Annotated in this window: 10 protein-coding genes and 1 pseudogene; 2 read left to right on the forward strand and 9 right to left on the reverse strand. The window is 72.8% G+C overall.

Features of this window, described 5'->3' with window-relative positions; genetic code table 11:
• Window positions 1-78: 78 nt before the first annotated feature.
• Together ACHZ99_RS13010 and ACHZ99_RS13015 are read left to right on the forward strand one after the other, a co-directional pair.
• Complete coding sequence (locus ACHZ99_RS13010; RefSeq protein ID WP_420304637.1) at window positions 79-3486, forward strand: AAA family ATPase; 3408 nt, start codon at window positions 79-81, stop codon at window positions 3484-3486.
• 187 nt (window positions 3487-3673) lie between these two features.
• Complete coding sequence (locus ACHZ99_RS13015) at window positions 3674-4276, forward strand: nitroreductase family protein (RefSeq protein ID WP_420304638.1); 603 nt, start codon at window positions 3674-3676, stop codon at window positions 4274-4276.
• A 245-nt stretch (window positions 4277-4521) separates the two neighbouring features.
• Here ACHZ99_RS13015 and ACHZ99_RS13020 read toward each other — a convergent pair whose 3' ends face one another.
• The 9 genes and pseudogenes from ACHZ99_RS13020 to ACHZ99_RS13060 form a co-directional block, all read right to left on the reverse strand.
• Window positions 4522-5379: an urease accessory protein UreD gene (locus ACHZ99_RS13020; RefSeq protein ID WP_420304639.1), complete on the reverse strand. Its 858-nt coding sequence runs from the start codon at window positions 5377-5379 to the stop codon at window positions 4522-4524.
• Window positions 5376-6071 (reverse strand): urease accessory protein UreG, encoded by a 696-nt coding sequence (gene ureG / locus ACHZ99_RS13025; RefSeq protein ID WP_420304640.1) that lies wholly within the window; start codon window positions 6069-6071, stop codon window positions 5376-5378. The genes ACHZ99_RS13020 and ureG overlap by 4 nt, the downstream gene beginning before the upstream one ends.
• A gap of 34 nt (window positions 6072-6105) precedes the next feature.
• On the reverse strand, window positions 6106-6780 hold the full coding sequence (locus ACHZ99_RS13030; protein ID WP_420304641.1) for an urease accessory protein UreF: 675 nt from the start codon (window positions 6778-6780) through the stop codon (window positions 6106-6108).
• A gap of 114 nt (window positions 6781-6894) precedes the next feature.
• The gene (locus tag ACHZ99_RS13035) at window positions 6895-9066 is read right to left on the reverse strand and encodes an urease subunit alpha (RefSeq protein ID WP_420304642.1); all 2172 of its coding nucleotides are present in this window, start codon (window positions 9064-9066) and stop codon (window positions 6895-6897) included.
• Window positions 9066-9461, reverse strand: coding sequence for an urease subunit beta (locus ACHZ99_RS13040; RefSeq protein WP_420304708.1), 396 nt, complete (start codon window positions 9459-9461; stop codon window positions 9066-9068). Before ACHZ99_RS13040 ends, ACHZ99_RS13035 begins: the two co-directional genes overlap by 1 nt.
• 93 nt (window positions 9462-9554) lie before the next feature.
• Window positions 9555-9848: pseudogene (locus ACHZ99_RS13045) on the reverse strand (urease subunit gamma); the annotation flags it as partial.
• A 290-nt stretch (window positions 9849-10138) separates the two neighbouring features.
• Window positions 10139-10693, reverse strand: coding sequence for a GNAT family N-acetyltransferase (locus ACHZ99_RS13050; RefSeq protein WP_420304643.1), 555 nt, complete (start codon window positions 10691-10693; stop codon window positions 10139-10141).
• Window positions 10694-10823: 130 nt separating this feature from the next.
• The gene (locus tag ACHZ99_RS13055; RefSeq protein ID WP_420304644.1) at window positions 10824-11096 is read right to left on the reverse strand and encodes a DUF397 domain-containing protein; all 273 of its coding nucleotides are present in this window, start codon (window positions 11094-11096) and stop codon (window positions 10824-10826) included.
• Entirely contained in the window at window positions 11093-11950 is an 858-nt protein-coding gene (locus ACHZ99_RS13060) for a helix-turn-helix domain-containing protein (RefSeq protein WP_420304645.1), read from the reverse strand. Before ACHZ99_RS13060 ends, ACHZ99_RS13055 begins: the two co-directional genes overlap by 4 nt.
• Between the last annotated feature and the right edge of the window lie 143 nt (window positions 11951-12093).

Consider the following 12093-nt stretch of genomic DNA (forward strand, 5'->3'; position numbering starts at 1 on the left):
CGCTGACCAGGCGCGCAGCGGCGAAGGGGGGAAATGGGCTGCCCCGGTGTCACAGGCGCGTGTCACAGTGCTGGGGACATGACTGCTGCACTCATCGGACGAGACCACCCCGCGGGCGTCCTCCGGGCCGAGGCCGACCGGGCCGCGGACAGCCACGGGGGCCTCGTGCTGGTCACGGGCGAGCCGGGCATCGGCAAGACGTCGCTGGTCACCGCCGCGGTGGCGGAGGCGAGACGACGGGGCACGCTGGTGCTCGGCGGCTCCTGCTGGGCGTCGGAGAGCGCCCCGGGGTACTGGCCGTGGGTCCAGGTCGTACGGGCGCTGCGGCGCGGTGTGCCCGCGGCGGAGTGGGCGGAGGCCCGCGAGGCGGCGGGCGGCGGGCTGGACGTGCTGCTGGGCGAGGACCCGGCGGGGGCGGAGCGCGACCCGCGCCGCGAACACGGCCCACCCGAAGCCCCCGGCACGGGGCTGGGCCCCGGGCCGGACCCCCGGCCCGGGGCGGGCCAGCACCCGCCGGACCACCCGCCCGGGCCGCACCACCCGCACGGAACGGACCGCGAAACGGATCACAGCCCCGACTCCGTACCCGCGACCGGCCCTCCGTCCGGGGGCGGGCGCGGACCCGCACCCGCCGACGGCTTCCGCCTCGCCGACGCCGTCACCACCGCCCTCGTCTCCGTCTCGCACGCCCGCCCCGTCATCGTCGTCCTCGACGACCTGCACTGGGCGGACCCCGCCTCGCTGCGCCTGCTGGAGTTCGCCGCGCAGCACACGTGGTTCGAGCGGCTGCTGCTCATCGGCACGTACCGGGACGCCGAGGTCGACACCCCCGGCCACCCGCTGCGCGACCAGATCGCCCCGCTCGTCGCCAAGGCCACCACCGTCACCCTCACCGGCCTCGACCGCGACGGCACCGCCCGGCTCATGGCCCGTACCGCCGGCCACGACCCGGACGGGACGCTGGCCGCCGAGGTCCACCGGCGCACCGGCGGCAACCCGTTCTTCATCGAGCAGACCGCCCGCCTCTGGGCCGGCGGCGCCTCCGCGGACGCCGTGGCGCCCGGCGTGCGCGACGCGCTGCGGCGCCGCCTGGACCTGCTCCCGGCCCCGGTCGCCGAGCTGCTCGTCGCCGCCGCGGTGCTCGGCCGGGAGTTCCACCGCCAGGTGCTCGCCGCCGCCGTCGGCAGGCCGCCGGGGCACGTCGACCGGCTGCTGGAGACGGCCGTCGCCGCCCGGCTGGTTGTGGGCCGGGGCGCGGGCACGTTCGCCTTCGCTCACGACCTCGTACGGGAAACGCTGTACGAGGCCCTGGACCCCGCCGAGGCGCGCCGCCGGCACGCCGCCGTCGTACGCGCCCTCGACGCCGCCCCCGCGCTGAGCGAGAAGGTCTTCCCCGCCGACCGCGCCCGGCACGCCTGGGCCGCGGGCGACGAGCTGCCCGCCGAGCAGGCCGTCGCGCTGCTGCGGGCCGCCGGGGACGACGCCGGCGGGCGGCTCGCGTACGACGAGGTCCTGACCCACCTGCGCCGGGCGCACGAGCGCGCCGCCGGCACGTCCGCGCGCACCCGGGTGCTCACGGCGCTCGACCTCGGCGGCGCGCTGCTGCACGCCCAGCGGACGGCCGACGCCTGGCCCCTGTTCGACCAGGCGGTGCGCACGGCGCGCGAGCAGAACGACCCCGAGATGCTCGCCCGCGTCGCCCTCGGCGTCCACAGCGCCGAGGGGTACTGCACGACGGTCCCCCGGGACCAGGCCGACGCCAACCGCCTCCTGCTGCGAGAGGCGCACCACGCGCTGACCCGCGGCCCCCACCCGGACCCCGCCGCCGGCGAGGCGGAGCTGTCCGCCGACCAGATGGCCGCGGAGCTGAGCATCGGCCTGTCGGTCAGCGCCCGCCGCGGCCAGGACGACGAGGAGCTTGGCTTCGGCCTGTGGGCCCGGCACAACGCGATCTGGGGCCTGGGCACCGCCGCCGAGCGGCTGGCGCTGACCGAGGAGCTGATCACCCTCGCCGAGCGGGCCGGCAACCCCGCCGGGCGGCACATCGCGGTGGCGATGCGCTGGGTGGCGCTGCTGGAGCTGGGCGACCCGCGCTTCCCGGACACGTACCGCGGCTACGTGGCCGCCGCCGAACAGAGCGACCTGCCCACCATCAGCCAGACGCTGGCCATGGACGAAAGCCTGATCGAGGCGCTGCGCGGCGACTTCGAGGCCGCCGAGCGGCACCTCGACCACGTCCTGCGCCTGAGCCGCGACACCGAGCACGAGCACTGGATCGGGATGCTCGACCACCACCGGTGGACGATGCGGATGCTCCAGGGCCGGTACGAGGAGGCCGCGGCGGCCGCGTCCCGGGTCACCGTCGCGGGGCACGGCTTCGCGGCCGTACTGCTGGCCCTCACCGACCTGCGCCGCGGCGACCCGGAGCCCGCCCGGCGGCTGATCGCCGACGGGCCCACGGAGCTCCAGGAGAGCCGCAACTTCTACCCGCTGTGGCTGCGGCTGCTGGCGGAGACGGCGGCCGCGACACGCGACCCCGACCTGGCCGCGGAGGTGCGCCGGGCACTGTCCCCGTACCGCGGACAGTGGCTCGTGTCGGTCTACGGCTGGGACATGAGCGGCCCCGTCGACTACTGGCTCGCCCTGGTCGACGCGGCGGACGGCCGCCGGGCCGCGGCCGCCGAAGGCTTCCGCGCGGCCCGCCGCTCGGCGGACCTCATGCAGGCCCGCCCGTGGTCGGTGCTGGCCCGTCACGGGCTGGCGCGGGTGCTGCGGGAGGAGGGTGACCCGGCGGCGGGGAAGCTGGCGGTGGAGACGGCGAAGGAGGCGGCCCGCCTGGGCATTGTGCTGCCCGGCGGAGAACCCCGCGACGACCTCCGCGACGACCGGGAACCCCCCGAAGCCCCCCGCGCGGAACCCCGCCCCCCGCCCCCCGCCGGCGAGGAGTTCCGCTACGACGGCCGGGTGTGGACCCTGACGTACGCCGCCCGCACCGTGCACCTCCCCGACGCCAAGGGCCTGCGCGACCTCCACACCCTCCTCGGCGCCCCCGGCACCGAGATCGCGGCGGTACGCCTCCTCAGCCCGCACGGCGGCGAGGAGGTCGTCGCCGCGCACCGCCTGGGCGGCGACCCGGTGCTGGACGACGAGGCCAAGTCCCGCTACCGCCGCCGCCTGGAACTCCTCGACGAGGAGATCGACCACGCCACCGCCGCCGGCGACGACACCCGCGCCGCCGCCTACGACCGCGAACGCGCCGCCCTCCTCACGGAACTGCGCGCCGCGGCGGGCCTCGCCGGCCGCACCCGCCGCCTGGGCGACGAGGCCGAACGCGCCCGCAAGGCGGTCGGCGCCCGCATCCGCGACGCCCTCCGCAAGATCGCCCAGGACCACCCGGAGCTGGCCGACCACCTCAGGTCCACCGTCTCCACCGGCACCACCTGCGCCTACCACCCCCGGGACCGGACCCCCGCCTGGCGCCTCTGACCGCGGGCCGCGTCGCGGGCCGGGGTGGTGCCATGAACATCCGGTCCCGTCCCAGGCACGAGGACGGACGCATCCTCCGTGCCGCCAGGCGCGCGGGTGAGTGTGCGGACGACCCCGTACGCGGACGGTGTCTCGAAACCGGCCGCCGGACTGGCGTTCGAGCGCGCGCGTGGCAAAATGCGCCCGTATGGAGTTCTCCGAGGTGGTTCGCCGTCGTCGCATGATCCGGCACTACACGGACAGGCCGCTGGCCCCGGAGGTGGTGGAGCGGATCCTCGCGTCCGCCCTCAGAGCCCCCTCGGCCGGCTTCTCCCAGGGCTGGGCGTTCCTCGCCCTGACCGACCCCGCCGACCGCGCCCGCTTCTGGCCGTTCGTCCCCAAGCGGGTCGAGCAGACGCCGACCATGCAGGACGCCCCGCTGGTCGTGGTGCCCCTGGCCCACAAGGCGGCGTACCTCGAACGCTACGCCGAGCCGGACAAGGGCTGGGAGGACCGCGCGGAAGCCCGCTGGCCCGCGCCGTACTGGTACATCGACACGGGGATGTCCGCCCTGCTCATGCTGCTGACCGCCGTGGACGAGGGCCTCGGCGCGTGCTTCTTCGGCATCATGCCGGAGCACCTGAAGCCCTTCCGCGCCGAGTTCGGGATCCCCGACGAGTACGACCCCATCGGCGGGATCACCGTGGGCTACCGCGCCGACGACGTGCCCCCGCAGGGCCCGCGCATCAAGGAGCGCCGGCGCGGCGCGGATGACGTCATCCACCGCGGCCAGTGGGGCCGGCACACCTGAACGGGCGGCGGTCGGCCGGGGTGACCAGCTCCGCCGCGGCGCCCGTGCCGGCGCCGAACGTCAGCCTCACCCCGTATCCCGCAGCATCCATCCCGGCCCCAGAACCAAGCGACGCGGTACAGCAGCGGTAGGGACGAGAACGTGGCGGGGCACCAGAAGGGACCGGGGCTGCCCCGGCGGCTGTCGCTCCCGGGGATCGGGCGCGGCCTCTTCGATCGCCTGCTCCCCGAGGCGCCTCACCCGGGTCAGCGGTAGAGGGAACATGCCTGGGCATCGTCCAGCAGGTCCCGCAGCGCCGAGCTGGTGGGTGCGACGGCGGTGGCGAGCAGTGCCGGGCCGCCCGCCAGTGGCGTCAGGACCGCGCACCCGTCCTTGCTGCCCTGGCCGAGGACTACCGGGTTCTGTGGAACGTCGAGGCGCGGGTCGACGAGCAGGAGCTGGCCGACGGCACGGTGTCCGTTCAGAACGGCCGGACCGTCCCAGGCGGGTTCCGCGGCACCGTATGCGGTCTGCTGGTCGAGCAGTGGGCGCCCGGCGCGGTGGACCAGGGTCCGGCTGACGAGATGGCCGGGGTCTTCGTCGGCCCGGCCCAGGAGTTGTTCTTCGCGCAGTACCAGCCCGGCGGTGGGGGCGAGTTCGACGGTGCAGGTCTGGCGCAGGTTGCTGCCGGCGGCGCTGATCAGGGGCTTCGGCAACCAGCGCAGCCGGGCGTGTTCTCCGGCGGTCAGGCGCACGTCGTAGGTGGCCGCGTCGGTGGTGGGGCCGCGCAGGGCGAGCGTGGCGGCGGCCGTGGTGACCTCCAGTTCGGCCCGGTCCTCGGCGGTGATGTCGAGGGTGAGCCGGTCACCGCCGAGCGGGGCGCTCATCGCGCCGAGGATGCCCACCGTGGCGGCGTTGCCGTCGGTGTGCATGTTCCGCAGGTGGAAGGGGCCGTCGCTGTGCAGCTGCGGGAGGGTGGTGACGCGCCCGTTGTGCGCGGCACGGATCCGGGCCGTGGCGCTGACGCCGTGCGGGTGTCCGGGCGTCTCCCGGGTATGGGCCGGGGCGGCGCCGGGGGCGGATCCGGCCCGCCGGGCGGGGGCGGGCGGCGCGGGCAGGGTCATGCGGCTGCCCCGGCGCGCCACTGTGCGAGGTGGCCGGTGACCCAGTCGGCGACCTCGCGGATGCCGTTGTCGGAGGTGAGGCTGGTGAAGATGACGGGGAGGTCGCCGCGCTGCCGCTTCGCGTCCACGGCCATGGTGTCCAGGTCCGCGCCGACGTGGGGGGCGAGGTCGGTCTTGTTGACGATGAGAAGATCGGCGGTGGTGATGCCGGGGCCGCCCTTGCGGGGGATGTCGTCGCCGCTGGCCACATCGATGACGAAGACCTGCACGTCGACCAGGCCCTTGGAGAACGTGGCGGTCAGGTTGTCCCCACCGGACTCGACGAGCACCAGGTCGAGGGGCTGGTGCGTGGCTTCCAGCTGCTCGACGGCTTCCAGGTTCGCGGAGATGTCGTCGCGGATCGCGGTGTGCGGGCAGGCGCCGGTCTCGACGGCGGTGATGCGCTCGGACGGCAGGACGGCTTCGCGGCGCAGGTATGCGGCGTCCTCGCGGGTGTAGATGTCGTTGGTGACGGCGGCGATGCTCCAGTCGTCGCGCAGGGTGCGGCAGAGCGCGGCGACGGTGGCGGTCTTGCCGGAGCCGACCGGGCCGCCCAGGCCGACGCGCAGGGCGCGGCGGCTGCCGTCGGGACGGAGTGGCCCGGCGCTGTGGGTGTGCCGCCGGGGAAACGTCTCGGGGTGGTCGAGGTGCATGCGGACTCCGTTGTGCCGTAGGGGGGGTCGGGGTTTAGGAGGCGAAGAGGCGGACGGTCCAGGCGGCGTGCTGCTCGCCGGTGATGTCCAGCAGGGGGGAGGAGGCCGACGGCAGCGCGTCGGGCCCTTCGATCGTGGCGCGGTCCGCGGCGTCGGCCGCGACCTGCGCGATGTCGTCGGTCTCGGGGCCGAGGCGGGCCAGCAGCCCGGCGGCGCTGAGCGGGTCGAGGCTCAGCAGGCGCACGGCCGCGGTGGCCGGGCCGCTGATGTTCTCGTAGGCGGTGGCGTAGGCGGCGTCCACCGGGGCGAGCCCGGCGGCGCGGGCAGCGAGCCCCAGCACGAGGGGCTGGTGGGCGCCCTGGGGACGGGCGGCGGCGAGTTCGTCGAGCGCGGCCGACGGGAAGGTGGCGCGGGCCGCGCGCATCATCTGCCGCCCGAGCCTGCGGGCGACGGCGCGCAGCGCGGGGGCGGGGGTGCGGGCGTCGGCGGCGGCGTCGAGCAGCAGCGGGTCGTGTCCGCCGGCGGCCGCGGCGGCCAGTCCGGCCGCCGTCAGAGCGGTGGTGTGCAGGCGCCCGCGGCAGAACGCCTCCAGGCTGCCGGTGTCGTGTACGGATCCGTGGGCGACCGCGGCCTCGACGCCGCCGGAGTGGGCGTGCCCACCGGCGGGGAAGCGGCCGTCGGCCAGGAGGAGCAGGGCTGCGCGGCTCACGGGCGAGCGGCCGCCTTTCACGGGGTCGGCGGGATAGGGGGCGGAGGGTGCCGAGGGTGCCGCGGCGGCCCGGGCGGGTGTACCGGACCCGCCCGCGCCGTACGCCGCGGCGGATCAGAACAGGAAGTACCGCTGTGCCATGGGGACCTCGCTGACGTATGCGCGCGGGACGATCGCCCCGTTGAGCTTGGTGGGGGAGTCTCCCGTCGTCTCACCGCCGATGTGCACCTCGAAGCTGTTGTGGTCGACTTCGAGCTGCTTGGGCAGCACCCCGTTCAGCCTCATGTGTCCCTTCGTGAGATAGCGGGTGTCCTTGATGTCGACGAACTCCTTGTTGAGCCGCAGTCCCTTCTGCGTCGTCTGATCGTTCCCCTTGAGTTCGATGGTCTCGAAGCGGGTGTTCAGGCCGTCGGCCTGGTTCGGGGCAGCGAAGTTCACCGAGTTACGCCCCGGGGCACACCCGGTGGAGCCCCACATCGGCCGTGGCTGGTAGGGTTGCGGCAACGTGATCGAGCCGTTGGGGTCGCCGCTCTGCGCGTAGGCGATCTGGCCGCCCTTGATGACCGCGTGCATCTTGACGCCGAAAAACTTCGGCTCCCACAGCACCAGGTCCGCCAGCTTCTTCTCCGCCCCCGGCCGCCCCGGCTCCACCGAACCGACGTAGTCGTCGATGCCGTGCGTGATCGCCGGGTTGATCGTGTACTTGGCGACGTACCGGCGTACCCGGTAGTTGTCGTTCGGCGCCGCGGTGGGGGCCCTGTACGTGTGCCGCCTGTGCACGGCCGGATTCGCCTCGATGCCCGCGTACGCCAGGTCCTGGGCAAGCGTGCCGTAGCGGGACTTCATCACGTGCGCGGTCTGCCACGTGCGCATGATCATCTCGCCGATGCGCCCCATCGCCTGAGCATCCGAGGACATCATCGAGATGGCGCCCATGTCGTGCAGGACGTCCTCCGCGGCCATCGTGGACGGGCGGATGCGGGAATCCGCGTAGGCCATGTCCGCCGGGATGTCCGGGTTGAGATGGTGGGCGGCGACCAGCATGTCGATGTGCTCCTTGACGGTGTTCACCGTCAGGGGCCGGGTGGGGTTGGTCGACGCGGGCAGCACCCTCGGGTTCTTGACCATCTCGATCATGTCCGGGGCGTGGCCCCCGCCGGCGCCCTCGATGTGGAAGATGTGGATGGGCCGGTTGCCGAAGGCCGTCTCGGTGTCCTCCAGGAAGCCGGACTCGTTCATGGAGTCGGCGTGCAGGGCGACCTGAACCCCGAGGGCGTCGCAGGCGTCCAGCGCGCTCTTGATCACGGCGGGGGTGGCGCCCCAGTCCTCGTGCACCTTGAGGCCGATGGCGCCGGCCTGCACCTGCTCCTCCAGGGCTTTCGCCACCTGCTGCCCGGCCTGGGTCGGCATCACGTTGCCCTTGCCGAGCAGACCGATGTTGACCGGGTGGTCGTCGAGGGCCTCGAAGAGCTTGGTGAGGTGCCACGCGCCCGGGTTCACGGTGGTGGCGGTGCTGCCCGCGGCGGGGCCGGTGCCGCCGCCGATGAGCGTGGTCACACCGGAGGCCAGCGCCTCGTCGACCTCCGCGGGGAGGATGAAGTGCACGTGGGTGTCGATACCGCCCGCGGTGAGGATCTTGCCGTTGCCGGAGATGACCTCGGTGTTCGGGCCGACCACGAAGTTCTCCGGCGTCGGCATCGCCGGCTTCGGCGTCACCGCCGGAACCGGCGGCGTCGCCTTCGGCGGTGGCGGCGTCGGGTCCTCGATCGCCGGATCACGCCGCGGCATCTCGAAGTTCGTGATCGGGTCCATGGTCTCGGGGTTGTACGCCTTGCCGACGGCGTGGATCCTGCCGTCCCTGATGCCGACGTCGGCCTTGACCACACCCCACCAGTCGATGATCAGTGCCCCCGTGATGACGGTGTCCACGGGATTCCTCATCGGTTCGCCGGGGTACTCGTCCCGGGAAATGTGGGACATGCCCATCGACTCACGGATCACTTTCCCGCCGCCGAAGAGCATCTCGTTGCCGCTGTACTTCGGCCCACCGCTCCAGTCGGCTTCGATCTGGACGACGAGATCGGTGTCGGCGAGGCGGACCCGGTCCCCGGTGGTGGGCCCGTACCGGACGGTGTACTGCGCCCGTGTCAGCAGGTTGTTCGTCCTCGTCGGCTTCCCCTGACCCGGCGGCACCGGCAGGTTCGGCGGTCCCGCCGAACTGGGCTTTCCCGCGGCCTGGCCACCGCCCTGCCCCGGCCGGGTCTGCTTGCCTGCGTTCGACGTCATCAGACAGTCCCCTCGCGCAGTCCCAGAATCGCCTGGGTGCTGGTCTTGGCCTGGCCCCCGAACTTCACCAGTTCAACGCAGCACACGTCTCCCGGTTCGAACCGCACGGACGAGCCCGCGGGGATGTTGAGGCGCCGGCCCTTCGCGTCGGCGTGGGTCCTGAGCGCCACCTCCCCGCCCCCGGCGGTGACGGCCTTGAGGCCGGGGTTGACCTCGGCGAAGTGGTAGTGGGAGCCGACCTGGATGGGTCGGTCCCTGGTGTTCCTGACCTTGATCGTCTTCACGTCGTCCTGCAGGTTGCCCTGCGCCAGAGGTTTGCCCTGAAGGTTCTCGTTGAACGCGATCGCTTCGTGCCAGATCGCGCGTTCGTCGCACTTCTCGCAGCAGTAGAGCACGTTGCTGTCGACCGGGCAGTCCGCGCTGCGGGGCGGACGCGGGTGCTCGATCTTGCCCGGGTGGACCGCGGGCTCCTCGGCGGCCGCCGGGAAGGGGTCGTGGATCGTGGCCAGCTTGGTGCCGTCCGGGAAGGTGGCCTCCACCTGGACGACCTGGATCATCTCCGGAACGCCGTCCATCACGTCGTCACGGGTGAGCAGCCGCCGGCCCGAGTCCATGACCTCGCTGACCGTCCTCCCCCTGCGCGCCTCTTCGAGGACGTGATCGGTCAACAGGGCCATGGCTTCCGGATAGTTGAGGCGCAATCCCTCTTCACGGCGCTTCGTTGCCACGTCGGCCGCGACGTGGAGCAACAGGCGCTCCTGCTCGTGCGGGGTCAAGTGCACGACGACTCGTCTCTGTTGGTCGGATGGTGCGTGCGACCGGGCATGGCAAGGCCACGGACAACATCCCCCGGGAGGCGACGGCCGCCTGCCCAGCATCCACCGGCAAAGCCGACGAATCGACCACGCGGACCGGACTCCACACCATCCGGTGAACCCGGCCAGCACGCCGTTGCCTCCCGTCGACCAAACGGGTCGCGCCGACGCGAACCGCGCCGTCGCCCGCGAGGCCGGGGCGCCCGCCGCGAGAGAACGCCTTCCGTACGAGTCCGGGGCGCTCGGCCGCCGCACGTTCAGCCCAGGTCGAGCAGCATCAAGTCGTGCAGGCCAGCCCCGGCCCAGGGCCGCGCCTCTCCGATCTTCCGGTACCCCCACGCCCGGTACACGGCCGCTGCCGCCGTGCTGCCGGGGTGGACGTTGAGCAGCACGCGCTTGGCCGCGATGCCGTCGAGCAGCGTCTCGTGGAGGCGGCGGGCGACGCCCTGTCCGCGCCAGGAGGTGCGCACGGCGAGTTCCATGAGCCCGAAGGTGCGGTGGCCGTCCTCGCGCCGCATGTCCCCGGCCACGGGTTCGGTGAGCTGGTCCCACCACCCGGTGTCCGAGCTGAGCGGATACCCGTACGCCATGCCGACCGGCTCGCCGCCCTCCGTCCAGGCCAGGGCAGCGCGAAAGACGGCCTTGCGAGTCTGGGAGCGAAAGCGCCGGAAGGTGGCGTTCACCTCGGCGTCGGTCTCGTTGTATGGCGGATCCGCGAAGGCGTCGGCGTAGATCAGCCGGAACGCGTCCTCGGCCTGCGCAGCGGCATGCCCGTCCAGCAGTGCCAGGGCGACGGCCTGCCGTTGTGTCACGTGCTGTGCCCCCCGGACGGTTTTCGCGGACGCGGTCGCTGCCGGACGGTGTGGACACGCGCTTGGGCGCCGTTGTGCCGACGGCCCCCGTCTGCTGTGACAGGGGCCGGACGTTCGGGGCTGCCGAGACTCAGGCGGAGAACTCCCCGCCGTTGACCGCGGACACGAAGTCGGCCCAGCCTTCCGCGGTGAAGGTGAGTGCCGGGCCGTGCGGGTCCTTGCTGTCGCGGACCGGAACCACGTGCGTGGCCCCTTCTCCGATCTCGATGCAGTCGCCCCCGTTGGTGCTGTAGCTGGACTTGCGCCAGCGGGTGATCCCCTCTCCGATCTCGATGCAGTTACCCCCGTTGGTGCTGTAGCTGGACTTGCGCCAGCGGACAGACAACTCACTTGCGCTGGTCATCGCTTCTCCAACTCCTCCAGGTACGAACCGATGCGTTCGGTAGACGCTTCGGGCGACAAGGCGTAGCCACGGAGCAGATCATAGGCCCGGATGCCCTCAGCGACTTCGGCCGTGTCGAGAGCCGTTCGCCCCTGCGAGAAGCCGTCTACGAACAGAACATCGTGCGGCGGCTTGCGGTCACCAGCCTGCGGATTCCGGTTCTGGCCGAAGTTCAGGAGGGTGAACGGGCCCGCCAGCCCGGGATGCGCCGCCACTTCGTCCGGCACCACCTGAATCACCGTCCGGGGCTGCTGGCCCGCGGTCAGCAGACGCTCAAGCTGAGCACGCATGACGGCGGGCCCGCCGATCTTCCTGCGGAGCGCCTGCTCATCGACGATGAACCACGTGTGCGGGGGGTGCTGGCGTTCCCGGATGGCCTGCCGGGTCATGCGAGCGGCGACAAGGTCGGCCAGGTCGTCCGGCCGCACCGGAGCAAGCATCGCCCGCGCGTACTCCTCCGTCTGCAACAGAGCCGGGATGATCTGGCTTTCAAACGTTGAGATCACTGAAGCGTCGCGCTCCATCTCCACGAACGGCAGGAACCAACTCGGGTAGGCGAACTTGATCACCAGCGGGTAGAAATCCTCGAAGAAGTCGCTGCCGAACGCCACGTCGAGGTCATGTGCCAGATCCGCGCTCGGCACCCGCTTCGCGTTCTCCACGTAGCTGACCATGGCCCCGGTGGTGTGCGCCTTCGTCGCCAACTCCGTTTGCGACCAACCGCGTTCGCTGCGCCGCTTGAGCACCTGCGAGCCGAAGAAGGCCAGCAGGCTTGCGGGAGTCTCCGGTCGGCCGTCGCGGCTGTCCCTCGTCACTGTGCGCGGTCCCCCTCTTTAACTTCCGGACTGTTAAGACGTCACCCCTGGTGAGCGGTGGTCTGCCGGGTGGACAGTCGAGTACACCGCGTAGTTACCCGCTCACGCGGGGTTCGAACGGCCTCAGCGTACGGAGTGTCAGG

The sequence above is a fragment of the Streptomyces sp. MAR4 CNX-425 genome (genome assembly GCF_048656465.1).
In the GTDB taxonomy this organism is placed as follows: domain Bacteria; phylum Actinomycetota; class Actinomycetes; order Streptomycetales; family Streptomycetaceae; genus Streptomyces.

Bases quoted from the DNA above. Each gene is read 5' to 3' on its own strand.
- ACHZ99_RS13010 (WP_420304637.1), top strand. From the start codon at position 79: ATGACTGCTGCACTCATCGGACGAGACCACCCCGCGGGCGTCCTCCGG.
- ACHZ99_RS13015 (WP_420304638.1), top strand. From the start codon at position 3,674: ATGGAGTTCTCCGAGGTGGTTCGCCGTCGTCGCATGATCCGGCACTAC.
- ACHZ99_RS13020 (WP_420304639.1), bottom strand. From the start codon at position 5,379: ATGACCCTGCCCGCGCCGCCCGCCCCCGCCCGGCGGGCCGGATCCGCC.
- ureG (WP_420304640.1), bottom strand. From the start codon at position 6,071: ATGCACCTCGACCACCCCGAGACGTTTCCCCGGCGGCACACCCACAGC.
- ACHZ99_RS13035 (WP_420304642.1), bottom strand. From the start codon at position 9,066: ATGACGTCGAACGCAGGCAAGCAGACCCGGCCGGGGCAGGGCGGTGGC.
- ACHZ99_RS13055 (WP_420304644.1), bottom strand. From the start codon at position 11,096: ATGACCAGCGCAAGTGAGTTGTCTGTCCGCTGGCGCAAGTCCAGCTAC.